Consider the following 23,668-nt stretch of genomic DNA (forward strand, 5'->3'; position numbering starts at 1 on the left):
CCGCAGCCTATCCGGGCCCCGCACCTCCCTTGACCTGGGGTTCACCGGAGATCCCGGTCTCACCGGCAGCGACGGTCACGCCGACGCCGTACGACCGCCGTCCCGGCCGGCACAACCTCGGCGTCCCGATCAGGAGGGGTTGTCCCCGTGGGTGAGGGTCTCCCAGGCGACGAAGAGATTGTTGCTGCCGGCCGGGCGATTGCGCTTGGTCAGCGCCTCGGTGTTGGTCATGGCGAAGCCGAGACGGTTGTGCAGGGCGTTGTAGCCGACCTCCGTGACGGGACCGAGCCCCAGGTGCAGGGTGCCGCCGCACAGCGTGCTCGGCACGGTCGCGCCGAGTTCGTACCTGGCCTGGAAGCCGAGCGCCTGGCGCAGCCGCTCGCCGACGTCCGTGCCGTACAGGTCATGGCCCTGGATCCGGCTGGTCTCGGCGACGTGCGCGATGGCGGAGATGCCGTAACCGGTGTGGGTGAGGTCGCGGCAGGTCTCTTGGGTGAGGCCGGTGGTGAAGGTCGACTGACCCTGCCAGTACTTGACGATCTTGTCTCGGGTGTCGAGGTTCTGGCTCGGCACGGTCTTCGGCAGCGCGCCGTCGGAGGCGAGGTACACGTAGGCGGCGGTGCGCGTGCGGAATTTCGCCATGGCCTTGTCGTACGACGCCCTGTCCTCCAGGAAGACGGAGATGCCGACGGCGGCCTCCATCATCGACAGCTCCCAGTTCCCGTTGGAGTGGGAGCCGTTGATGACCTCGGGGAGGTAGACGTCGCGGAGCATCGTCCCGAAGCGGCCGGAATTCGGCCAACCCCCGCTGTACGTGTGCTTGATGATCTCGGCGGCCCTTGGCCAGGAGGAGCCCGCCCAGCCGGTCTGGAGCGGGGCGTTGCTGTTGGTGTGGTCCGTGATGACGGCCGACCAGGCGTCCATCAGCTGGATGGACTTCTGCGCGTGGCGGGCGTCGCGGTTGATGTACCAGGCGAGGGCGTGGGTGTACGCCGCGATCGCGTCCTCCCGCTCGTCGGTGCAGCCGTTGTTGGGGTTGGAATACGAGCCGCACTCCACGACCGAGCGGGGCCTCGGGGTGCGGTTCAGGTCGGCGTACCTGCTCGCCATCATCTGGTCGTACGCACCCTTCCAGGGCTGGGCGCCGGCCAGGACCTTGGCGCGGGCAAAATCCAACTGACCCTGGGAGACGGTGACTCCGGGGTGGACGAAGACGGTGGGGGCGGCTTCGGCGCGGGGTGCGGACGGCCAGGCGAGGGCGCCGGCGACGAGGGCGGTGACGGCCGTGAGGAGTGCGGTTGTGCGCATGGGTGGGGGGCCTTCCGTTCTGGAACGAACGTGAAGCGCCTTGCAGGGCAGGCGCGTTGGCGAGACCATAGGTCTGGACCAACCTTCCGTCAAGGTGTGAGGGAAGGGGTGGGGGCGCGCGGAGGAAACACGGGTGCCCAGCAGCCGCGCTCACCCTCCGCCCCCGGCCCGGCCGGACCGCCCCTCGTCCGGGTCTCGTCGATGGGCGGCCCTCTGATCGCCCTCCGCGTGTCCGCGAGGGGCGCCTGGCAGGGGTGCGTGAAGGAGGGGCAGGTCAACGGGGACGGCGACGTCCCGGACGACGCCGAACTCCTCGCTGACGCCCGGACCGACCTCACCGCCCCGGCGACCGGGTGGCAGGAGTGCGAGGCCTGGGAGACGGACGGACCGGCGGTCCTCATGGACTCCGTCACAGCCGGAGCCGACCTGGACGTCGAGCACCCCACAGCGGAGCACTCCCCGAACAGGCACCCCCCCCGATTCGGTCCGATTCCGTCCGGCCGCTGGTCCGTCCGCGCCCCGGCGGACGACACGCCAGGGTAGGCCTGGTCCAGCTGCTGCCCTCCCCGAGCCCGCCCACCGCCGAGAGCCGTGCCTTCGGCGGCCGTCCGACCGAAGGGCCCCCGGCTTCCTGAGGACCGTGCACGAAGACGCCCGGGGAGCGCACCCACGCCGACTAGCCCTGAAGCACCACCTCACGACCCCACCCGACCGCCGCGCGCGCCGACGCTGCCCGCAAGCATAAGGAGATCCTCGAACGGGATTCCCCACGAGCCGCCGCGTCACGCGATCGGTGAGGCGACGCTCGGGCAAGGTGCTCGGCCGTTCCCCCGCGACGGCTCAGCACCGCACGTCGGTCTCGTGGCGGTCGCCGGTCAGCACCGCACGTCGGTGGCGGGGCGCTCGCCGGTCAGCAGGAAGCGGGTGACCGTCCGGTCGCCGCAGGCGTTTCCGGTGCCGCCCGCGGCGACCAGGTACGCGCCGTGGCCGCCCCGGTCGACGGAGACCAGCCGGGCCCGGTCGCCGAGGGCGCGGCGCATCTTCAGGCCCGAGGAGTGCGGGGTGGACGGGTCGCGCATGTTCTGGATCATCAGGATGTTGGACGGCCCGTCGTCGGTGAGGCGCACCGGCTTCTCCACCGCCCCGCCCTTCCAGAAGGCGCAGGGCGTGATGTTCACGGGCATGCCACCGGTCAGCGGGTGACGTGCCCGGTCGGCCGCGACCGCCCTCGCGTACGCCGGGACAGCACGGGGCCAGTCGACGTCGTTGCACACGACGCCCACCGTGATCGCGGCGGCCTCGTCGGGCATCGCCCCGGTCAGCTCCGGCGGCAGCGCGGGTACGGCCTCCGGGTCGCGTGCCTGGCCGACCAGACGCGCGAACCCGGGGAAGGCGGCGTCCGAATAGAGAGCGGACTGCAGCGCCTGCCGGAAGGCGGGGCCGGTGAGGAGGGCCCCGGGCACGCCGGTGGCGCGGGGCGCGCGGTCGAGACGCGCGGCGAGGTCGAGGACGAGGGCGCGCACCTCTTCGGGCCGGTCGCCCAGCCGCAGGCCTTCCGCCTCCCGGTCCGGGTGCGAGGCCCAGGCCGCGAAGTCCGGGAACCTGTCCTCGGCGCCCTTCCCCATGTCGGCGAGCCAGCCGTACGCCAGCCGGCGCGGATCCGGGTCGGCGCTGCTGTCCAGGACCCAGCGGTCGGTCCGGCTCGGGTACTCCTGGGAGTACCGGGCGGCGACGTACGTCCCGTACGAGTTCGCCCACGCCGACATCTTCGACTCACCGAGCGCCTGCCGCAGAACCTCCGTGTCCCGCACCTGGTTGGCGGTGGTGAGGCTCCGCAGCAGAGCGCCCCCGTTCCGCTCGCACGCCTCGGCGACCCGGCGCGCCCGCTCGACGTTCGCGCCGATCGAGCCGTCGGCGGTGGGCCAGGACCGCAAGGTCACCAGCCACCGGTCCTCGGCCGCGAGCCCGCACCGCGCCTGCGTCGAGCCGCCTACCCCGCGAGGATCGAAGGCCACGAGGTCGTACGCGCCGCCCGTCTCCGCCGCGAGCGCCGCACCCTTCTGCGAGAGCCGCTGCACTCCGGAGCTGCCGGGCCCGCCCGCGATCAGGAGCAGCGTCCCCCGGCGCGCCTCGGGCCGCGCGGAGAGCAGCCGCGAGACGGCGATGTCGACACGCGGCCCGGCCGGATCCCCGTGGTCGAGCGGCACGGAGAGCGTGGCGCACTCCTGTCCCTCGCCCGGCTTCACCGAGGCGGGACAGGCGCCCCAACGCAGACCGTCAGCAGCCGCGCCCACGGCCCCCGTGTCGGTGGCGGTGGCGGTGTCGGTGTCGGTGTCGGTGCCGGTTCCGGCACCGGATGCAGAGACCGCACGGGCCTGACTTCCGGTCCCGCTCGCGCTCGCGGGTCCTCCGGCGGCGGCGAGTGCCAGGGAGGCGAGGGACGCGATGGCCAGGGTCGAGGCGGCGAGTGATGTACTCGGACGGCGTGTCGTTGTCATGCCTCAACCATGTCGCCGAAAGCCCCGACCCCCCATCCGGCCACCGGCCCCATCGGGGGTGAGGCCACCCCCCCCAGGCCGTGACGGCCGTCCTACCGGTCGACGTCATCACCCACGCCGTCGACGCGCAGATCCGCTGGCCAGGCTGCTCAACGCCCGCCTCCGGCCGACACCCAGGCCGAACGAGCACCACTCCGGCGGACGCGGGACGGTGCGAGGCGCACGGCTGCCGCGCTTCGCGAAGACCCTGAGGGGTGGGAGCGATCGTGCTGTGAGGCATGTACGGCATGCGCGGACGGCGGGAGGGGCGCAGCGAGTGCCGCGCGGGTGTACGAGTGGAGCGTGCCGGTCCGGGGGAAGCACAGTGTGTCGAGGCCTTGGCCCGGGTGCCGACCGCCTCCGCCCCGTAGGCGCGCAAGTACGCCTCGACGCCCGACCCCACGGCGGCAGCCGGATTATCACCGAGTCATTGAGCCACCCGAGCCACCGAGTCAGGCAAGCCACCGAGTCATCAAGCCAGCCAAGCCGGCTATGCCTCCCGAGGCTCCGGGGCCGGCCGACCTCCTGAGTCGGTGATGGGAGGCAGTGAGCCCGCCGAAGCCGTCCGCCTCGCGAGATCCCGTGGCGCGGACTCTTCTCGTACTCACCGGCGCGTTTCCGCCCTCGGCCACGAGCCTGGCGCCGCGAATCGCCTCCGGCGGCACGTAGCGCCGTTCGGATCGTCGACACCGCCCGGGTCGAACTCGGCGGCACTGCGACACCGGGGAGCTCCGCAGCCTTGGAGGGCGCCCCGGTGTCGCAGTGCCGCCCGGCGGGTGGGCGAGAATGATCGCCGAATCATGTCGGCCGGCGACGGGCCGGCCGGCGACGAGAGCGAGGAGCGGGCGATGGCCCTTGAGCGACCGGAGATCGAGTCCCCCCGGGGCAGGCCGTCCCCCTATCTGCACATCGAGGATCTGGTGGTCGGGGACGGGGCCGAGGCGACCAAGGGCTTCATGGTCGGGGTCCACTACGTGGGCGTGGCCCACTCCACCGGCGAGGAGTTCGACGCCTCGTGGAACCGCGGTGAGGCCTTCGAGTTCGAGCTGGGCGGTCGACAGGTCATCAAGGGCTGGGACATGGGCGTGCGCGGCATGAAGGTCGGCGGCCGCCGGAAGCTGGTCATCCCGCCCCACCTGGCCTACGGCGACCGCTCGCCGTCGGCGGCCATCAAGCCGGGCGAGACACTGATCTTCGTAGTCGACCTCCTCTCGGTCGGCTGACGCGACACACGAGCGCTGCGTCCGGTGAGGGCAGGCCCCCCTTCCGAAAGACAGGGGGCCTGCCCTCACCGACGAGGGAACCGGCTGGCAAAGGCTCGACGACTCCTCCCAGCCGTCCCAAGAGCGAACGGCTGAGGGGTGCGACGCCGAAACCGACGGCGACGGCATCGCTGCCCGCGTGCGTCGCGGAGGTCGGGTAACAAGGCGGGGGCGGCGTGGATCCAGGGGCTGGGGCAGGTCAACCCAGCGCGCGCGGTGACGCCGTCGTCCCGCTGACGCTCCGGCCGTACACCGCGATCACGCCGATGAAGGGCGCCGAAGAAATAGGCGACCTGCGTGGACCACACCATCAAGGGTGTGGTGCCTGGTGGCCATTCCGTCTCCGGCTACCCGAGTCCACCGAGACGGAGCGCATCCTCGATCTCGCTGAGCTTCGCGGAGGGCAGGACCCCCGCTCTCTCGATCAGGTCGTCCCGGGACACCGTGGTCAGCCATGTGCAAGGGGTCAAGCCCGGACGCGGCAACGCGATCCGCAGCACGCCTTCAAAGGGCAGCCCCTCCACGGCACCTACCGCCACTTCGACACCCAGACCGCTGATGTCCACGCCCGCCGGAGCGACGACCTGCATCGCCCGGATCCCGGATGCGTCGTCTCCCGACAGCAGGACGACCGGCCGCCGCTCGTCGAACGCGACCCACCAGACTTCGCCACGTCGCACATGTCCTCCAGACCCAGGACGCCAGTCGGAGGCTGCGCGCCCCTGACGCGTTGGGGAGACCGTCGCGACCACCGCTGCTCATCGCTGTGCGAAAACAGAAGACCCTGCGGTGCCCGCGGTTCACAGCGTAACCCCCACCCACTGACCGGAGGCGTCCGAGGTCCTGATGAGCCGGTGAGGACGCGTTGAACCCCGGCGCCGAGTGAGGGACTTGACGCTGGTCCCCTTGCCGGGCCCACCCGCAAAGCCGCTGGAGTATCGCCGAGTGGGCCGGGCGACCAGTCCGGGCGGCACGCGGCACGCGGCACCTGCCCGGGCGGGCCACGCGGGATGCCGACGCTGTACGCGAGTACGTACGAGAGCACCTGCGCGACGACGGGGCGGTGCTGGTGGTCGACAAGACGCCAACCCTGAGTCGGCCGCCCGGGCGGTCGGCAGGTTCCTCGGCCCCGGAAACCCCGCGAAGGGGGTCGCGGGCGACGAGGCCCACGGCGGCAACTCCACGCTGCGGCCCACGCCGGAAACGCGCCGCGTGGGCCAGGGTGCTCGTCGTCGTGGTCGTCGCCCCGGGGGTCGCCGGCTTTGGGCCGTGACGCCGAATCAAGTCGCCGGCGGCGATGCGACAACGCATCCGCACCCGCCTCGAGGCGGGAGGGCGAGGTGGTGGGCGCGTACGCCGGCGGGCCGGGCCCCCCGGACGGTGGGGGGCCGGCCCGCCGGGCGCGGGGGGTGGTGTCAGCCGGTGAAGCCGGCGGTGATCCGGGTGAACTCCCAGTCGGCCTGGGCGATGCCGGAGCAGGTCTCGGTCACTCCGCCGCCGGCGCAGCCCCGGTCGCGGTTGACGGACCAGAAGGCGAGCCGGGCGATGTGGTGGGTGTTGGCCCAGTCGCGGATGTTCGTCCAGGTCTGCGGGGTGGTGACCTCCTGCTGGTCGGACAGGCCGTTCATGCCGGAGATGCCGATGTGGGCGTAGGCGGTGGCGTCGTCCCAGCCGTAGACGGCCTTGAGCTTGGTCTTCAGGCCTTCGGCGGCCTTGATGGTGTTGCCGTACATGTCGGCGCCGCCGCCGAAGTCGAACGGCATGATGGTGAAGACGTCGATGCCCGCGTCGAGCGCCTTCGACCGTTCGATGAGCCGGTGGCCCCAGGAGGTGGGCCCGGTGGTCGACGTGCCGAAGGTGAGGATGGTGCGCAGGCCCGGGTTGTTCGCCTTGACGATCTTCAGTGCGCCGAGGACGCGGTCCTGGACGGCGGCGTTCTCGAACTCGTCGGTGTTCTCGATGTCGACGTCGATGGACTTGAGCCCGTACGCGTCGATGACCTTCTGGTAGGCGCCGGCCAGGGCCTCCGGGGTGGCGCAGTTGGGGCCGAGCTTGTTGCCGGACCAGCCGCCGATCGACGGGACGATGTCGCCGCCGGCCGCTCGGATGGCGTTGATGGTGGACTGGTCGATCCCGCCGGTGAGCGGGCGCTGGCCGTCCCAGGCCGGGTTGCAGCCGCCGGAGGAGAGGATGAAGGCCATGGTGAAGGTCTTGATGCCGGTGGCGTTCATGACGGTGGCCGGGGACGGCGGGTTGCCCCAGCCGAGGTACAGGTAGGGCGCGGCCTGCTTGAAGCCGGTGCCGCCCCCGCCGCCCGCCTCGGTGCTGACCGTGACCGGTGCGGACGCGGGGGAGGCGTTGCCGGCGGCGTCGCGGGCCTTGACGGTGAAGGTGTACGCCGTGCTCGGGGCCAGCCCTCCGACCGTGGCGGTCGTGCCGGTCACCGTGCTGACCTTGGTGGTCCCCTGGTAGACGTCGTACCCGGTGACGCCCACGTTGTCGGAGGCGGCGGTCCAGGCGAGGGACACCGAGGAGGCGGTCTTGGAGGTCGCCTGGAGGCCGGTGGGCGCGCTCGGCGCCTGGGTGTCGCCGCCGCCCCCACCGCCGGGGCCGTCGAGGCTGAGGTCGTCGGCGTAGTAGGTGCCCTGCCCGTACCAGCCGTGGGTGTACACGGTGGCGCTGGTCTGGCTCGCGCCGGTGGTGAAGCTCAGCGAGAGGCGCTGGTACGAGGGGGCCGACGCCGTCCAGGTCGAGGCGCCGCCGTCGACGCCGAGGTACACGTAGTTGCCGCGCACCCAACCGGCCAGCGTGTAGGTCGTGCTGGGCTGCACGGCGACCGTCTGGGCGCACCTGGCGGTGTCGGACGCGCTCGCCGCGCCGGCCAGTGCCTTGGTTCCGCTGTGGACGGGGCTCGACACGACCGAGCCGGTGCCGCCGGAGCAGCTCCACCCGGACAGGGAGCCGGACTCGAAGCCCGGATTGGTGAGCAGTTCGGCGGCCTGGGCTGGGGCGGGCAGGGCGACCAGCGCCGCCGCGCCCAGAAGCGACGCGCCGAGCGACGCCACCAGACGATTGCGTACGAGCACCATTCCTCCAGGGGAGCTGTGGGGGTGGCAGGGAGGGGCAAGCGCGTCACACATTGGACTGGACCAATCGCCTCGTCAAGACCTCCGTCTCACCTTCTGGGTTGCGCCAGGGAGAAATGCCTGGTCACGACAGTCGGCGAGATAACCAGACGGGGAGGGTGCGGAGTTGGCCGATGGAGGGGGCGGGTGGGGTGGGGCGGCACGCGGTTGGCGACAGAGGCCTGGGCGTCAGGTGCGAGGCGCAGAGGCCTGGGTGCCAGGTGCGGGCGCAGGGGCCTGGGCGACGGGTACGTGGCGGCAGGCGGCAGGCGGCAGGCGGCAGGCGGCAGGGGGGGGCTGGGGCTCGGCCGCCGGCTCCCCGGTGCCGCCGCAGCTCCGGCGGCGAGCAGGGGCACGTCCGGCGCCGGCGCCGAGGCCCCGGTGGTCGTACCCCCGGCAGGGGAGGGCGCTCAGGCGGTGGGCTGGGAGAGGAAGACCCGCTCCAGCAGGCCCCTCAGGCGGTCCCGGTCCTCGTCGTCGAGCCGGTCGAGGCCCTCCTGGGTGGTGCGCATCCCGTCCCGGATCGCGTCGGCGACGCGCTCGCCCTCGGCGGTGAGGACGACGTTCTTGACGCGTCGGTCGGACGTGCCGGCCTCGCGGCGCACCAGGCCGCGCTTCTCGAGCCGGTCGACGATCCCCGTGATGTTCGAGGCGTCGCAGGTCATGGTCTCGGCCAGGGCCCGCATCGCCGCAGGTCCCCGGCGCAGGACGGTGAGGGCCTTGCCCTGGCTCGCCGTCAGGTTCTCGCTCGCCGCCGCGGCGATGAACTCGCCGTAGTAGACGCCGAGGGACAGGGAGAGCAGCTCCATGAGCTGGGCCGTGTCGGCGCGGGGAGCTTCGGTCATGGGGGCAGTCTACCCGGAGATACTTGACTACATCAAATATCGACCTCTACCGTCTTCCTTATTGCGTGAGGTTCTCAAGCATCGAAGTTGTCAAGCAGTAGCCATGAGGAGCGTTTCTGTGACCGTCACCGCGTCCCCCGCCTCCCGCGCGGCCGAGATCCTGTCCCGGCCCGTCACGCTGAACGGCCTGACCGTCCCGAACCGCATCGCGATGGCGCCGATGACGCGGATGTTCTCCCCGGGCGGCGTCGCCGGCGAGGACGTCCGCTCCTACTACGCCCGCCGGGCCGCCGCCGGCGTGGGGCTGATCGTCACCGAGGGGACCTACGTCGGCCACGACTCGGCCGGCCAGAGCGACCGGGTGCCGCGTTTCCACGGCGAGGAGCAGCTGGCGGGCTGGGCGAAGGTCGCCGAGGCCGTCCACGCGGAGGGCGGCACGATCGTGCCGCAGCTCTGGCACATCGGCATGGTCCGCAAGGAGGGCCAGGCGCCCTACCCCGAGGCCCCGGCCGTCGGCCCCTCCGGCATCCGCACCGACGGCACCGAGGGCGCCGGCAAGGCGATGACGCAGCGCGACCTGGACGACGTCATCGGCGCCTTCGCCGAGGCCGCGGCGGCCGCCGAGCGCATCGGCTTCGACGGCGTCGAACTGCACGGCGCCCACGGCTACTTGATCGACCAGTTCCTGTGGGCGGGGACGAACCGCCGTACCGACGCCTACGGCGGCGACCCCGTGGCCCGTACGAAGTTCGCGGCCGAGATCGTGGCGGCGGTGCGGGCGAACGTCTCGCCCGACTTCCCCGTGATCTTCCGCTACTCGCAGTGGAAGCAGGACGCCTACGAGGCCCGGCTCGCCGAGACGCCGCAGGAGCTGGAGGCGATCCTGTCCCCCCTCGCCGCGGCCGGCGTCGACGCCTTCCACGCGTCCACGCGCCGCTACTGGATCCCCGAGTTCGACGGCTCGGACCTGAACCTCGCCGGCTGGACCAAGAAGCTCACCGGCAGGCCCACCATCACCGTCGGCTCGGTCGGCCTCGACGGCGACTTCATCGGCGCCTTCATGGGCGAGGGCTCCTCGGTCCAGGGCATCGACGACCTCCTGGACCGCCTGGAGCGGGACGAGTTCGACATGGTCGCCGTCGGCCGCGCCCTGCTCCAGGACCCCGAGTGGGCGTCCAAGGTCCTGTCCGGCCGGTTCGACGAACTGAAGCCCTACGACGCCGCCGCGCTGAAGACGCTGAGCTGAGGTTGCCGTAAGGGATCCCTTCGAGCCACTTCGCACTCGCCCGGTCGCCGAGGCCCGCTGACCGACCGGGCGAGGGCGTGGCCGTGCATGCGGCCGCTGGCGAGCGGCACGGCGCAGTGGACGCCCTTGTTTCGACAGCGCTCGGGACGGTGCGGGATGACGAGTCCGGTGCCCGGGTAGCCGCCGTCGGCGATCGTGGTGGTTCTTGCCCACGATGGCCTTCCGGACGGCGGCCTTGGTGCCGGACTCCTCCCACGCCTTGCCGCGGTCGCGGTTCGCGAGGAGCGGCTGACCGACTACGGCGACAGGGGTGATCGCGGCCGGCACCTGGCGGTTTCCGTACCGGCGTCGTCCGCCTTCCTGCGGCGAGGCTGGAGCGGGCGGAACACCTGCTGAAACGGCTCCGACAGCGCGTCCGGCAACAACTGAGCTGGACCGGAGAGATAGGTCGTCGGTACAGCGAAACGGTTCGCCGGGGGATTTGGCGAACCGTTTCTGCGGAGAAGTTCCTCAGGAGTTCCTCAGGATTTTCCCGGGGGCATCGAAAACTCCTCCGGTCCCATCCGGTCTCTTCGGGGCTCTTCGGATTCCTCGATCTCCTCGGGGGGCTTCGTCATGCCTTGGAAGGGTGCTGGACGCGAGCCCTCCTGCGGGTTCGGCGCTCGCAGGAGAACTGGCCGACGAGCTCCCAGAAGCACACGAGCGAGGTGATCGGCGGGATGCCGAGCGTCACGTACGCCAGCACCGAGCGGGACGAGTGGCTCACGCACAAAGCCACCGCCATGGCCGAGGTCACGAGGAGCACCCCCCAGGAGCGCTTCGCCGGCTGTCGCTGGACGGCCGCGCGGAGGACCGACAGGGCCGCGACCGACCAGGGGCCGTACAGCGTGAGCGGCCACCAGTGCGCGAGGTTCATCGGGAGCACGGACGCCGCGGTCTCCGAGAGTTGTCCGTACGTGTAGGTGATGGACCACACGAGCAGACACGCCGCGCATACGGCGATGGCGGCGAAGAGCGCCGTCACCTGCGTGATGCGCCGGTAGAGGCCGAGGAACTGCGGTCGGGGCCGGGTGCGCCGCCTGTCGATCCTCGGGGCCTGCCGGTCGACCGGGTCCACGTCCTGCGAAGGTCCCGGCTCCGCGGCCAATAGGTGAGCGAGCTCCTCCTCCAGGTGCCGTTGGCTCATCGTGGTGTCGAGCCCGTTGTCGTCCCAGTGCTGCCGGGTGGGAAGGGGGCCGGCGTCGTACGGGACGTGCTCGTCGCGGCCGGAGCGCGGGGGAAAGAGCGGAACCTCACGCCCCGTCCCGGGGTGCTGCGGCATCTCCCGTACCGGCCCCGCCGCGTACAGCGGGATGTCGTCCTCCACGCCTGGGTAATCCCGTACGTTCCAGCCCGATGCCGTCGGGTACGGCGGGACCTCGTGCCCCACGCCGGGGTACGGCGGCATCTCCCGAACCGGCTCCATGGGGTGCTGCGGGATGTAGAAGTTCGTCTTGTCTCTGTACCAGTCCATCTGACTTTCTTCGTGCCCTTGTTTCAGATCGTTCCGTCGAGAGCACGGAGTGCGGAGGCGCGCACGTGATCTTCTCCGGTTAACTCGTGGGTGTGTCCGCGTTCCATGGAAGAACCCTTTCTGCAAGCACCCCTTCCGACGTCATGCCCAGCTAACGACCGAGGTCGGAGGAAGGTGGCACCACCAATGGGTGATCAACTCGCCTGATGGAGGGATGCAGGATCCGCCTTTCAAACGCCAGAGCGAAATGTGGGGCGGGTCGCGGAGTGGACGCCGGGACGGGTAGCGCGGAGGTCTCATCGCGCGTCAAGGCGGATTGACCGGAGGAGTTACCGAGATCTTGCAGCATCGTTTCCTCGGGCATGAGCTTCTACCCTCGCGTCACCGTCCTAGCCTTGGACGAAACGGTTCTGCGTGAGTCTCCGATCTTCGCCGCGCTCGCCTGTCAGTGGCTCGAGAACGGCCGGTTCGTCCCGGGGCCGGCGACCCAGGACCGCCCGCTGGCCCTCGTCTCCATCACCGCGGCCCTGCCGGCCCCGACCCCGGTCACCCCCACCCCGGTCGCACCGATCCTGCCGGAGCTCGTCCCCGCTTCCCGCGGCGTACGGCGCCTGACGTCGGGGGTGGAGCGCCCGTGACCGGACACCACTCGAAGAAGGCGCCCGGCCGCGCACCACGGACCCCGGACTGCGTCGTCCCCCTGACCCTGGCGGCGTACACCGCCCCGGACCGGACGACGCCCGTACCCGCCCGGCTCCGTTATCACCGAGGGGATCCGTACGCGGTGCACCTGGACTGTCAGGTCGACCGGCCGACGCCGGTCACGTGGGTCTTCGCCCGTGACCTCCTCGCCGAGGGGCTCCTCGGCTGGGCCGGGCCGGGCGACGTCTCCGTCCATCCGTCGCTCGACCCCGCCCAGGACGTCGTTTACTTCTGGCTGCACCCGCCCGGCTGCCCGGTGGCCTTCCACGCACCGAGAACCGCCATCGAGACGTTCCTGGCGGCCTCGTACGCGATCGTCCCGGTCGGCGGCGAGACCGCGTACCTCGACCTTGAGGAGCTGCTGGTCCGGCTCAGGAGCCGCGACGCCCCGCCGCCTGGCTGACGCGGGACGCGGGACCGGGGGGCGTGGGACGGGGGGCGTGGGATGCCGGACCCGGGTCGGGGGATCCGGGACGCGGGTACGGTGCGACCTCCAGGCGGGCCGGTGCCTCGCGGCTCGGGGCAGGGCGTCTCGCGCGCGTAAAGCGTTGGCGAAGGGGCTGCCGCCGTCATCGGTCAGCGTGACGCCGTCGTACGAGAACCGCCGGGGGCACCGCGGATCAGGGCCCGCCACACCGCCGTTGAGCACCACACCGCCGTTGGGTACCGCGCCGCCGTCGAGTGCCGCGCACGGATCTGCGGGCCGCGGCCAGGGTCTTCTCCGCGTCGTGGGTGAGTGCGCCGTCGACGTCGCGGACGGTCCGGGCACGGCGTCCCGCTGCGCCCCGGCGGGCGCCGGCGGAGAATCGGCGTTTTCGGCGCGGGCACCCCGAGTCCGCCGTACCCGTCACAGGGAGCACCGTCGGAGAGGTGGGGGAGGGGCGGCGGTACGGGCACGGGTGGGCGTGGACGAAGGGTGTTCGACGGTGGTGGGCCTGAGGTCGTCGGCGTCGCCGCCGCCGGTCGCAGCCGACGAGGGCGATGGTGAGGGTGGCGACGACCGAGGCCGCTGTGGTGCGGATGCGCGTGGTTCCCCGGCGCGCGGTGAGTTCGGGGCCATGGTGCGTCAGGCGAGGCGACGGCGCGGCGGTGATGACGACGCTGTGCCGTCGCTCGGACCTACCAGAAGAGATCGGCTCCCCAAGGCAGTCACCGTGCCAAGGTCGTCACCGCACCGCACCGCACCGCACCGCACCGCGACCGTCACCGCACCAAGGCAGTCAACGTGCCAAGTCAGTCAACGCACCGCGCCCGTCACCGCCCCGCCACCGACGGATCGTCGGCCTGGGACTGGGACTGGGCCTGTGGTGAGCGGCCGTCGTCGCTGTCGGGGCTGTCGGGCGACGGGGCGAGGGCGAATGCGCCGGCGAGGACGGCGAGGGCCGCGGTCGCCGCGAACACCACGAGGGTGAGAGCGCGTGCCCGGCGCTCGCTCGCGGCGCGGACGCACCAGGGCTGGGCGAGGGTGGCGACCGAGGCGTCCTTGACGCGCCTTCGGAGCGGGTGGTCCGGGGCGCCGGCGACGCCGTCGGGCAACCGCCCGCTGATGACCGCACGGGCATGCCGCAGCCTGCCCGCGGTGGCGGCGGGGGACGCGTGCGTCTCGGCGGCGGCCTCCGCCACGCTCAGGTCGAGACCGTCGCACAGCAGCGCCGTACGGCGCTGCCACGGCGGGAGTTCCAGGAGCACACGCACCACGGGTTCGGCGGTCAGCGGGTCGGGCCGGGGCCTGCCCGGGCGCAGGCGGTGCCAGGGGGCGAGGGCGTACTCGTGGACCCGCGCCCTGACCCATGCCTCGGGGTCGGGATCGTGCGCGACCTCGGGCCACTGTTCCCAAGCGCGGTGGAACGCCTGCTCGGTCGACTCGAAGGCGAGGCGCCGGCAACCGGTCAGCACGTACGCCTGCTGCGTGAGGCCGGCCGCCGTGGAGAGGTACAGGGCGTCGAAGGCCGCCTCGGCGGAGTCGGCCACGCCCTCCGGCGCGTGGCCCGGTGCGCGATCCGGATCGTCGTCCCCGACCGGGAAGCCCGCCGCCGACCGCTCGCGGGACGGGGCCGGGGCGCCGGCCCCGAGAGGGTCCGTCGCCGTTGCCGAACTCGTCCTTTCCCGAGTGTCGCCCGGGCGGTCGATCGGATCGCGATGCATGGGTGTCCTTTTCACGCGGTGCAGAATGGTTTCGCTTGAGAACCGGTCGGTGGATGGTGGGGAGGAGGGGGACGGCAGGGCCGATCGGCAGCCCGATGCGGCTGCGCCGACCCGAAGAAGAATCCTTTCTCCGTCCCCGTTTGCCCCTCTCACGTCCACATAACGACCAGATCGGGGCATGCGATGTCCGTCAATCTGGTGACTGCTTCACACGAAGGAGTGACAACCCACCCGGGTGCGACTCCAGAACCCGGATACGCCCCCTTGGAAACGATACGGCTCCAGCTCGCCGCATCCCTCCTGGCCGCAGCGGGGGCAGCCGCCCCTGACTCGCTCCCTGGGAGGAAGGAATCCCGCCCCCTGCTCGGCCGGCGCCGTCGCCGGCCCAGCAGGCCGAACTCATGAAGTCCCGGGCGCGGAGGCCGGGAAGAGGCGGGTCATCCGCATCAGAGCCGGATCGCCGGCGAACCCGAGCTCCCTGTAGAGCGGAGCAGCCTCGTCACTCGCGTGCAGTTCGAAGAGCGTGACTCCGTCGCGCTGGAGACGGTCCAGAAGCGCGGACACCGCCGCCCGGGCGAACCCCCGACGCCGATAGGCGGGTTCGGTGGCCACGACGTGGATGCGGGCGGCCAGCCCCCGGGGGTAGCGCGGGCCCGGTAGAACGCGGTGGGTCAGCCCGAGAGCGCACGCCGCGAGCCCACCGGGCGCGTCGACCACGTACGCGAGCGCGTCGCCTCCGGCGTCGAGCCTCTCGGCCAGTTGCTCCCGGCAGACCGCGAGCCACTCCTCTCCGAGGGGCTCGGCCAGGACGTACTCGGAGCGCAGCCTCGTGATCTCCCCCGCATCGGCCGGGACGGCAGGCCGGACGGCACCGGCAGCGGCGAACGACCCAGGGCGGTGCGGCATGGGCGGGTACCTCCATCAGGCGGTCTCGGAAAGCAGAGTCTTCCCCACGCACGCGATGCGGCAACGGCGGCGGCAGCGCACCCGCACGGAGTCGCGCCCCCCGTGCGCTCCCCGACCTCCTGCGCGGCAAGCCAGCAAGCCAGTCAGCCAGCCAACCGGCCGCGGTCGACACGTCGGCGGGCGAGGCCGCCGCCTCGGGGAGGGCTACGGCCGTCGTCCCTGCGCGCCGCGCGTGGTGCGCCGTGCGTGGAGCGCCGTGACCCTCCTCCCCGCTCCTCGACGTCGAAGGCCGTCACCAGCCGTCACCAGCCGCCAGAAGGCCTCCGAGTCCGCCTCCGGCGGACACCCGCCCCCGTGGATACGATGCCGGCATGTCCCACGCTCTCTGCGCCCTCGTCGTGGCCGGGCAGGTGGATGCCGCCCGCGCCGAAGCCCTGGGGCTGTACGCCGCGCTCGCCCACGGGGACGTCACCGTGTTTCCGATCGACCACTACTTCTCCGCGTACTGGGCCGCGGTCCGGGGCGACCGCGGCGAGCTCGATCTGCCGGCCGGGATTCTCTCGGAGAGCGTGACGTTCCCGACCGAAGCGGTCCTGCGCGACCTCGCCCGCGAGGTGACCCGCGGGGGCACGCCCCGCTTCGCCGTCATCCAGACCGAGTACTTCGGCGGCGTCGGCGACCAGTGGGCGGCGGCGTTCGAGGGCGAGGTGCGCGTGACGCCCGACGGAGCGACCATCGATCAGGCCCTGGCGGCGCTGGGCGTGCGGGCGACCGCCACGGAGGACGAATTCGACGTGATCGGCCTGGGCTCCCTCCGCGGCAGCCCTGATCACCTCCAGGTCTACGCCGCCCTCTGCGACGAACTCGGCGTGTAGTCCGACCCCTCAGAACACGCCGCCGTACTGGGACTCCGCGAGGGCGGCGGCGCGCTGGTCGCGGAAGTTCGCCACGTACGCGTCGTGCATCTCCGGACCGACGTACTTCAGGAGTGCCTCGTCGTTGGCGGTGAGTGCCAGGCCGGTGTACGTGTGGCTGCCCGTGAAGACCAGCTTCTGGTCCTTCACGCCCTTGTACGAGCCCTCGATCAGCAGGTACTTGGTGTGGCTGGTCGTGCCGGGAACCTCGGGCGCGGCCGGGTTCGTCGCCTCGTCGTTCGCCAGGCGGTGGAGGGAGATCTTCCCCTTCGTCGTCGACCGCGTCAGCCAGTACGCCGTCTCCCGGTGCGTGCCGACGGCCGCGTAGTCGGAGAGCTTGCCGTACACGACGTCGACGTAGCAGCCCGCGTCGGCGAGCTGCCACAGCTTCTCCGCCACGGCCGGCCGCGAGATGTGCCCGTTGGCGATGCGGAGGACGGTGCGGCCGTCCGCCGTGCCGTGCCCCGGGCTGTTTCCGTGGCAGACGGGGGCGGTGGACCCGTCGGCGTTCGGCACCCGGGTCTCGACCATGCTCAGGATGTTCTCGACGACGTCGGTCGAGGAGCGCGGGAAGAAGTAGCCCTTGGCCGGCCCCGCCTCCACGTCGATGGCCAGGTCGCTCACCGTCTTCGAACCGTCCGGCTGCGCCTGCGACGCGGCCATCAGGTCGAAGTAGCGGACGTACCCGGCGTGCAGGGCGGCGTTGCCGGTGACGGTCATGGCGTCGTTCCAGCCGGACGCGCGGTCCCAGGTCGTGAGGTTCCCCGAGGACTGCACCACAATGTCCTCGACCACCGAGCCCGTGGCGGGCGAGCCGCTTCCGGTGGAGCGCGAGAACAGGAAGAACTTGTTGTGGTTCACCCCGCTCGTGCCCGCCGCCAGGCACGGTCGACCCGCCGCGCACACCCGGAACCACGATGTCTGACCGGGCGCGGACGATGCCGCGAAGGCCGTCTGGAGCTTGTCCCGGACCGTCTTCCCCGACGTGCCCATCCAGGCCGCGGAGACGCTCGTGTCGTCGACGAGGACCTGCACGTTCACGTTGCGCTGGTGCGCCTGCACGAGCTGGTCGGCGAGCCACGACGACCCGAACGCGTACAGGGATATGCGGATCGTCGATCCGCCCGGCGCGCCGTTGACGAGGCGTCCGAGGTGGCTGAGGATCGCGCCCTGCTCGGCGGTCGTGCCGTTCGGCTTGTTGAAGACGACGCCGGTCTTCACGTACGCCTCGTCCTGCGCGGTGGCGGCCGGCGCACCGGCCACGAGGAGCCCCACGATGAGGAGGCCGGTAAGGAACCTGTTCTTGATCACGGCCGTCACCCTAGTGCGGGGTGAACGGCCCGACCGCACCCCTATGGCGTTCATGGCGTCCATCGCCGCCGCGGCCGCGGCGACCTCCGTGATGCGGGCGCAGGCGGCCGGCCAGGGGCGGGCGGGCCGGTCGCCGGTGGGGAAGGGCCGCATGGACGCGCGGGCGGATGCACACGCGCACACCAGCGGAAGCTCGCGCTCCAGTTGACGGAACGGCCCGAACGTGGCGGGCTCGGCCCGCCGAACTGCCGTCCTGACGCGGCCAGTTCCTCTACCGCCCGGGTCCGACGGCGCGCTCGCTTCCGACGGCGTCGCCCGAGGGTGCCCCACGGTGACCCACTCCGGGGTCACCACTCGGCGATGAGCGGGGTGCCCGAGACTCCGTACCGCCGCCAGGCCTCGGTGAGGCGGGTGAGGCGGGCAGGGGCGGCGATGCCGCGCACGGTGGCGATCTTTCCGTCGACGATGTCGAAGGTCACGGAGCCGACGACCCGATCGCCGACCACGGTGACGATGGCGGGGGAGCCGTTGACGAGGGCGTAGTGGATGGCGGGAGTGCCGCCGACCAGCCGGCGCTTGGCGGGGGTGGGCTTGAACCCGGCCCGTGCGATGGCGGCGACACGCTGCGGGGTGTCGTACCGCAGCAGCCTCTCCGCGAGACCGGCGCCGTCCGAGATCGCGGTCGCGTCGTCGGTGAGCAGGGCCACCAGCCGTTCGGTGCGGCCCGAGGAGGCGGCGGAGAGGAACTCCTCCACGATCCTGCGGGCCGCCGTCCGATCGACCTCGGCGCCGCGGCGCCGGGCGGCCGTGACGCGCTGCCGAGCTCTGTGCAGGTGCTGCTGGCTCGCGGACTCAGAGATGTCGAGGATCTCGGCGATCTCGGCATGGCCGTACGAGAAGGCTTCGCGCAGGACGTAGACGGCCCGCTCGACCGGTGACAGCCGCTCCATGAGCATGAGCACGGCCAGCGAGACCGACTCGCGCTGCTCGACGGTGTCGGCCGGACCGAGCATCGGGTCGCCGTCGAGGAGCGGTTCGGGCAGCCAGGCGCCGGCGGTGCGTTCGCGGCGCGCCTGGGCGGAACGGAGCCGGTCCAGGCACACGTTGGTGACGACCTTGGTCAGCCACGCCTCGGGCACCCTGATCTGCTGCCGGTCGGCGGCCTGCCAGTGGAGGTACGCGTCCTGTACGGCGTCCTCCGCGTCGACGGCCGAACCGAGGAGCCGGTACGCCAGCGAGGCCAGTCGGTTCCGGCCTGCCTCGAACCGAGCGGTGTCGAAGGGATCGGTGACGGTGCTGTCCACATGGACCACCCTAGAAGATCTCGCGGAAGGGGAGACGGGAAGGAGCCGGGCCGCCGGAACCGCCGGAGCTGTCGGTGCCGCCGGAGCCTGCGGCGGCGTCGGCGCGGGGTCGGGCACCCGCGCGGGGGCGGCACCGGTACCCCAGCCGCCGACCAGGCACGGCCCCGGTCCCAGGGCGAGCCGGGCCGCCACGACGACGACAGGGCGGGTGGCGCCCTGACCGTGGAAGAAGGCGGTGGAACGCAGCAGTTGGCCGCCGGCCCGGAGGGCAGCGGTTGCCCGAGGGCGCCCGACCAGCCCGGCAGCATCTCGGGCGCGGTCGCGGTGCCCCACGAGGGGTTCCCGACGAGCATCGTGACGGCGCCGGAGCCGACGGGACCCGAACAGCGGCTGGAGACCGAGGAGGCCCGGGGCGCCCACGGCCCCGGCCTCACCCAAGGCACCCGCGTGCCCGGCCTGGCCCGAGGCCCCGGCTTGACCCGAGGCGCCCGCGTGCCGCCCTGATCCGAGGCGCGCCCGCGCCCCGCACGCGGGCGCGAGGCACCCGCCGGCCCAGAATGCCCCAAGACACCCGCCAGCCCACCCCGACCCAAGACGCCCCTCGCATGTCTACGCCGCCCTCGACCCAACAGGCGAGGTGAGCGCCGTGGCGGGCAGGCGGTGCTTGCGCTGGGGAAGGCCGAAGGTCGGGTGGGAGGTGGCCCACAGCGACATCCGGACGATGACCGCCTTGAAACGTACGGCCGCGCCGCCGCCCACGTACGTGGGCTTCGCGTGCCCCTCGCCGTCGACCATCTGCAGGATCGCGTCCCGACGGCCGAGGCTGATGTGGTTGCCGACGTAGTCCAGCTTGGTCTCCGGGGTCGTCCGGCCGGTCAGACGGGCCATGATCGCGTGGACGGCCCGCCGGCCGGTGTAGCCCGCGGAGGCGCAGGACATGGGCAGCGGCCGGCCGTTGTCGCCGATGGCGAGCGCGCTGTCGCCGACGGCGTACACGTTCGGGTGCGACACCGACCGCATGGCGCGGTCGACGACGATCCGGCCGTTGCCGGTGACCTCGAGCCCGCTCGCCGCGGCGAGCGGGCCGACCGCGAATCCGGCCGCCCAGACGGTCGCGTCCGACGCGAGAACGGTGCCGTCGGCGCACACCACGCGCCCCGCCTCGACGGACTCGACCTCGGTGTGCTCCCACACGGTGATGCCCAGCCGCTCGCACGCCCGGCGCAGATGGCCGCGCGCCCCGGCCGAGAGCCGGACACCCAGCTCTCCCCGGGCGACCAGGGCGACCGACAGGCCGGGCCGCGACTCGGCGACCTCGGTGGCGGTTTCGAGCCCGGTCAGCCCGTCACCGACGACCACCACCCGTCCGCCCTCGTCCAGGCCCCCGAGGCGCTCGCGCAGGCGCAGTGCGGCGGGCCGGGTGGCGACATCGAAGGCGTGCTCGGCGACACCGGGGACGCCGTGGGCGTCGCCGTGGCTGCCGAGCGCGTAGACGAGCGTGTCGTACGCGAACTCGTCGCCGCCGGCGGCGTCGGCCACGGTGACGACCTGCCGTTCGGGGTCGACCGCGGTGACCCGGGCGATACGGAGGCGGACCCCCGTACCCGCGAACACCTCGGTCAGCCGCGGCGCCTCGATCTCCTGGCCGGCCGCCAACTGGTGCAGCCGCAACCGCTGTACGAACTCCGGCTCGGCGTTGACCACGGTGATCTCGACGTCCTTGGGCGACAGCCGCCGGGCGAGGGTCCCGGCCACGTACGCCCCGGCGTACCCGGCCCCGAGGACGACGATGCGGTGCTGCTCCATGTCTCGCTCCTGTCGTTGTCTGCGTGCTCTCGACGGTTGAGCGGGGCAGCCCGTCGATTCCTGACAGGAGGGCGATGTGACATGGGTCACGTGGTGGAGTGGGGGTCATGACGGTCGAGGCGCTCGGCGGCGCGGTGGCCGGGGACTAGGTTGGGGGGATGACTACCGGGACGGCGCCACGCCACACACGGATCGGTGACCCGGTGCTCTCCTGAGCGCCGTGCGGGCCGGCGAGGGCCCGCTGTTCGATCGAGGAGCGTGCGCCGTCGCGCGGGCTCCGCCTCCGTCGTGTTGACCACAGGCTCGACACATCGACCACGACTGGAGGACCTTCATGCCGCTCACGACCCTGCGGATTCCCACCGCGGACGGGCAAGCCGACGCGTTCGCCGCCTTCCCCGACCGCGGCGGACGGCACCCGGGGGTGCTGATGTACCCGGACGGCTTCGGTATCCGGCCCGTACTGCGCGACATGGCCCGCGAACTGGCCGAGCACGGGTACTACGTGCTCGTCCCCAACCCCTTCCACCGGCACGGCCCGGCACCCGTCGTCGAACTGCCCGCGCACATCGGGGAAGAGGACCGGCCCGCCGTCTTCGCCCGACTCATGCCCTTGATCGAGGCGCACACCGCCGAACGCGTCCGCGGCGACGCCGAGGCCTACCTCGGCTTCCTCGCCGCCCAGCCCGAGGTCGACGCCGGACCGGTCGGCGTGACCGGCTACTGCATCGGCGGCCTCTACGCCATGCGTACCGCCGCGGCCCACCCCGCCCGCGTGGCCGCCGTCGCCGCGTTCCACGCTCCCGTGGGCGTCGACGGCCCGGGCCTCTTCGCCCCCCTCACGGCCCAGGTGCACCTCGGCCACGCCGAAGGCGACATGACGCCCGAGGCACTCGACGAACTCCATCGTGCCCTCGACGCAGCGGGTGTCGGCTACACCTCCGAGGTCTACCCCGGCACCGTCCACGGCTTCACGATGCCCGACACCGACGCCTTCAGTGCCCCCGGCCTCAAGCGCCACTGGGATCGCCTGCTCCCCCTCCTGGACCGCACCCTGACCCGAAGGGAGTGAACCCCCTCGCGGGCCTGGGATCCCTGGGCCGGCCCGCGCTCGGTACCGGCCGGTGCTCAGTACCGGGCGGTGCTCGGTACCGGCCCGCGCTCGGGGCCGGCCGGTGCTCGGTACCGGCCGGGCTCGGTACCGGCCCGCGCTCCGCGCCTGCTCGACCGGCCGGGGGACGGCGAGTGAGGCCGTAGGGTCTGCTCGTGCACCAGTACGAGATATCCGACCTGATCACGGTGGTGGAGCCACACAGCGGCCGCCGGCTCCCGGTCCGGCGCGCCGACGTGACGCGGCTGCTCCGCGAGAACGGGGACCGGCGCGCGGCCCGGATCGTCGCCGAGCTGCCCGTGGACCGGGACGGCGTCCTCGACCCGCACGCCGTGGACCGCCTGCTCATCAGCGTGCACACCGAGCTCCAGCGCCTGAGCGAGGAGCTACGGATCGGTGAACGGCTCATCCACGTACTCCGTCCGCTCTTCTCCGCGATCCGCTCGACGGCGGGCGCGCCATCCGGCCCGTACCGCCTCGTCGACGTCGGCTGCGGCCTGGGCTACCTGGTCCGCTGGCTGGCGGCCACCGGCGCCCTGGGAGCGGACGTCGAGCTGGTGGGCGTCGACCTCGACGCCGCGCTGGTGGGTGAGGCGGATCGACTGGCCCGCGCGGAGGGGCTCGACTGCCGCTTCGTCCACGGCAACGCCTTCGACCTGCCGGAGGCGGCGACCGTCTACGTCTCCACCGGCGTGCTGCACCACTTCCGCGGGGCGGCCCTGACCGACTTCTTCCACGCCCAGGCCGCCTCCCCGGCGCAGGCGTTCTGCCACTTCGACATCGCCGCGACCCGACTTGCCCCCATCGGAGCCTGGGTGTTCCACCGCGCCCGGATGCGGCACCCCCTGGGCCGCCACGACGGCGTCGTCTCCGCACGGCGCGCGCACAGCGACGAGACGCTGCTGCGCGCCGCCGCCGCACCCGGCATCCGGCCTCTGCTGTACGAGCCGCGCGGCTCGGCCAACCCGTTCTGCACCACGCTCCGGCCGGTCATCGGCGTACGCCCGCACCTGGAGGCGCCGCTCCGACTGGCGCTGGGCCGCGCCGCCCGCCGCCTGGTCGGCCCGGAACAGCCGGCAGAGGCCGCCCGATGACGACCGCCGCACTGCTCGTCCTCCTCGGCCTGATCGACGCGTCGTTCAGCGGCTTCCGCGCCTACGCCGGCCGCGACGCCCGCATCCGCAAGCACCGGCCCACGGCGCGAGCGGCCCTCCGCGGGCTCGCCGTCGGAGCCGTACTGCTGCTCGCCCCGACCCTGACCGCCGTCCTCCTCCTGCTCACCGCGGCCGACCGGTCCCGGACCTTCGACACCCTGGCCGCCGGAGGCCTCGGTTACCTGCTCCCGCTCGCCCTCTACACCGCCGTCGTGACGGTCTCGCTCGCCGCGTACCTGGCCCTGCCCTTCCGCGCCAGCACCCTCGCCGTGGTCATCGGCCTCGGCCCGCTGACCCTGCTGCGCCCCCTCGCCGTCGCCGCCGCCTGCCTCGGCGCCCTCCTCAACGGCGGCGGACTCCCGTCCCTCCTGGTCGGCGCGACCGCAGGCGCGGCTGTCCTGTCCGTGGAACCTCTCGTGCACCGACGGTGGTACCGGCAGGTGCGGTAGGGGAGTGCGGCCCGGTCCGACGGCCCACGC

Annotated in this window: 20 protein-coding genes and 1 pseudogene; 9 read left to right on the plus strand and 12 right to left on the minus strand. The window is 72.6% G+C overall.

Annotated features, from left to right (window positions below):
* Positions 1 to 129: 129 nt before the first annotated feature.
* Positions 130 to 1,308 carry an alginate lyase family protein gene (locus ACFZCF_RS16070; RefSeq protein WP_391286939.1) on the minus strand — a complete coding sequence of 393 codons (1,179 nt, stop codon included), beginning with the start codon at positions 1,306 to 1,308 and terminating at the stop codon, positions 130 to 132.
* Between the two features lie 228 nt (positions 1,309 to 1,536).
* On the opposite strand from ACFZCF_RS16070, the gene ACFZCF_RS16075 reads away from it, so the two are divergent.
* Positions 1,537 to 1,851 (plus strand): Imm21 family immunity protein, encoded by a 315-nt coding sequence (locus tag ACFZCF_RS16075; protein ID WP_391286940.1) that lies wholly within the window; start codon positions 1,537 to 1,539, stop codon positions 1,849 to 1,851.
* 332 nt (positions 1,852 to 2,183) lie between these two features.
* On the opposite strand, the gene ACFZCF_RS16080 is transcribed toward ACFZCF_RS16075, so the two are convergent.
* Positions 2,184 to 3,806 carry an alpha/beta fold hydrolase gene (locus tag ACFZCF_RS16080; RefSeq protein ID WP_391286941.1) on the minus strand — a complete coding sequence of 541 codons (1,623 nt, stop codon included), beginning with the start codon at positions 3,804 to 3,806 and terminating at the stop codon, positions 2,184 to 2,186.
* Positions 3,807 to 4,693: 887 nt separating this feature from the next.
* Here ACFZCF_RS16080 and ACFZCF_RS16085 point away from each other — a divergent pair.
* The gene (locus ACFZCF_RS16085; protein ID WP_391287096.1) at positions 4,694 to 5,068 is read left to right on the plus strand and encodes an FKBP-type peptidyl-prolyl cis-trans isomerase; all 375 of its coding nucleotides are present in this window, start codon (positions 4,694 to 4,696) and stop codon (positions 5,066 to 5,068) included.
* A 386-nt stretch (positions 5,069 to 5,454) separates the two neighbouring features.
* Here the strand turns inward: ACFZCF_RS16085 and ACFZCF_RS16090 are convergent, their stop codons facing one another.
* From ACFZCF_RS16090 to ACFZCF_RS16100, 3 genes are all read right to left on the minus strand, one after another.
* The gene (locus ACFZCF_RS16090; protein ID WP_391286942.1) at positions 5,455 to 5,787 is read right to left on the minus strand and encodes a type II toxin-antitoxin system PemK/MazF family toxin; all 333 of its coding nucleotides are present in this window, start codon (positions 5,785 to 5,787) and stop codon (positions 5,455 to 5,457) included.
* 735 nt (positions 5,788 to 6,522) lie between these two features.
* On the minus strand, positions 6,523 to 8,196 hold the full coding sequence (locus ACFZCF_RS16095; RefSeq protein WP_391286943.1) for a fibronectin type III domain-containing protein: 1,674 nt from the start codon (positions 8,194 to 8,196) through the stop codon (positions 6,523 to 6,525).
* A gap of 446 nt (positions 8,197 to 8,642) precedes the next feature.
* Positions 8,643 to 9,077 (minus strand): MarR family winged helix-turn-helix transcriptional regulator, encoded by a 435-nt coding sequence (locus ACFZCF_RS16100; RefSeq protein WP_388449396.1) that lies wholly within the window; start codon positions 9,075 to 9,077, stop codon positions 8,643 to 8,645.
* Positions 9,078 to 9,195: 118 nt separating this feature from the next.
* Here ACFZCF_RS16100 and ACFZCF_RS16105 point away from each other — a divergent pair, with 118 nt between their 5' ends.
* Entirely contained in the window at positions 9,196 to 10,323 is a 1,128-nt protein-coding gene (locus ACFZCF_RS16105) for an NADH:flavin oxidoreductase (RefSeq protein ID WP_388449395.1), read from the plus strand.
* Positions 10,324 to 10,460: 137 nt separating this feature from the next.
* Here the strand turns inward: ACFZCF_RS16105 and ACFZCF_RS16110 are convergent.
* Positions 10,461 to 10,629, minus strand: a pseudogene (locus tag ACFZCF_RS16110) (IS5/IS1182 family transposase); the annotation flags it as partial.
* A 307-nt stretch (positions 10,630 to 10,936) separates the two neighbouring features.
* On the minus strand, positions 10,937 to 11,836 hold the full coding sequence (locus ACFZCF_RS16115; protein WP_391286944.1) for a hypothetical protein: 900 nt from the start codon (positions 11,834 to 11,836) through the stop codon (positions 10,937 to 10,939).
* 395 nt (positions 11,837 to 12,231) lie between these two features.
* Between ACFZCF_RS16115 and ACFZCF_RS16120 the strand changes: the two genes are divergently transcribed.
* Positions 12,232 to 12,474, plus strand: a complete 243-nt coding sequence (locus ACFZCF_RS16120) for a hypothetical protein (protein WP_391286945.1) — start codon at positions 12,232 to 12,234, stop codon at positions 12,472 to 12,474.
* Entirely contained in the window at positions 12,471 to 12,941 is a 471-nt protein-coding gene (locus tag ACFZCF_RS16125) for an SsgA family sporulation/cell division regulator (protein WP_391286946.1), read from the plus strand. The genes ACFZCF_RS16120 and ACFZCF_RS16125 overlap by 4 nt, the downstream gene beginning before the upstream one ends.
* Before the next feature lie 851 nt (positions 12,942 to 13,792).
* Here the strand turns inward: ACFZCF_RS16125 and ACFZCF_RS16130 are convergent.
* Positions 13,793 to 14,509, minus strand: coding sequence for a hypothetical protein (locus ACFZCF_RS16130; protein WP_391286947.1), 717 nt, complete (start codon positions 14,507 to 14,509; stop codon positions 13,793 to 13,795).
* 573 nt (positions 14,510 to 15,082) lie between these two features.
* The gene (locus tag ACFZCF_RS16135) at positions 15,083 to 15,589 is read right to left on the minus strand and encodes a GNAT family N-acetyltransferase (RefSeq protein WP_391286948.1); all 507 of its coding nucleotides are present in this window, start codon (positions 15,587 to 15,589) and stop codon (positions 15,083 to 15,085) included.
* Between the two features lie 371 nt (positions 15,590 to 15,960).
* Here ACFZCF_RS16135 and ACFZCF_RS16140 point away from each other — a divergent pair, with 371 nt between their 5' ends.
* Positions 15,961 to 16,464 carry a hypothetical protein gene (locus ACFZCF_RS16140; RefSeq protein WP_391286949.1) on the plus strand — a complete coding sequence of 168 codons (504 nt, stop codon included), beginning with the start codon at positions 15,961 to 15,963 and terminating at the stop codon, positions 16,462 to 16,464.
* Positions 16,465 to 16,473: 9 nt separating this feature from the next.
* On the opposite strand, the gene ACFZCF_RS16145 is transcribed toward ACFZCF_RS16140, so the two are convergent.
* The 3 genes from ACFZCF_RS16145 to ACFZCF_RS16155 form a co-directional block, all read right to left on the minus strand.
* Positions 16,474 to 17,814 (minus strand): phospholipase D-like domain-containing protein, encoded by a 1,341-nt coding sequence (locus ACFZCF_RS16145; RefSeq protein WP_391286950.1) that lies wholly within the window; start codon positions 17,812 to 17,814, stop codon positions 16,474 to 16,476.
* Positions 17,815 to 18,161: 347 nt separating this feature from the next.
* Positions 18,162 to 19,118, minus strand: coding sequence for a sigma-70 family RNA polymerase sigma factor (locus ACFZCF_RS16150; RefSeq protein ID WP_388449387.1), 957 nt, complete (start codon positions 19,116 to 19,118; stop codon positions 18,162 to 18,164).
* A 609-nt stretch (positions 19,119 to 19,727) separates the two neighbouring features.
* Positions 19,728 to 20,924 (minus strand): NAD(P)/FAD-dependent oxidoreductase, encoded by a 1,197-nt coding sequence (locus ACFZCF_RS16155; protein ID WP_388449386.1) that lies wholly within the window; start codon positions 20,922 to 20,924, stop codon positions 19,728 to 19,730.
* Positions 20,925 to 21,258: 334 nt separating this feature from the next.
* On the opposite strand from ACFZCF_RS16155, the gene ACFZCF_RS16160 reads away from it, so the two are divergent.
* From ACFZCF_RS16160 to ACFZCF_RS16170, 3 genes are all read left to right on the plus strand, one after another.
* Positions 21,259 to 21,996 (plus strand): dienelactone hydrolase family protein, encoded by a 738-nt coding sequence (locus tag ACFZCF_RS16160; protein ID WP_391286951.1) that lies wholly within the window; start codon positions 21,259 to 21,261, stop codon positions 21,994 to 21,996.
* A 194-nt stretch (positions 21,997 to 22,190) separates the two neighbouring features.
* On the plus strand, positions 22,191 to 23,129 hold the full coding sequence (locus tag ACFZCF_RS16165) for a methyltransferase domain-containing protein (protein ID WP_391286952.1): 939 nt from the start codon (positions 22,191 to 22,193) through the stop codon (positions 23,127 to 23,129).
* Positions 23,126 to 23,638, plus strand: a complete 513-nt coding sequence (locus ACFZCF_RS16170; protein ID WP_391286953.1) for a hypothetical protein — start codon at positions 23,126 to 23,128, stop codon at positions 23,636 to 23,638. The genes ACFZCF_RS16165 and ACFZCF_RS16170 overlap by 4 nt, the downstream gene beginning before the upstream one ends.
* Positions 23,639 to 23,668 lie beyond the last annotated feature (30 nt).

Source organism: Streptomyces sp. NPDC007945 (assembly GCF_042958885.1).
Classification (GTDB): Bacteria; Actinomycetota; Actinomycetes; order Streptomycetales; family Streptomycetaceae; genus Streptomyces.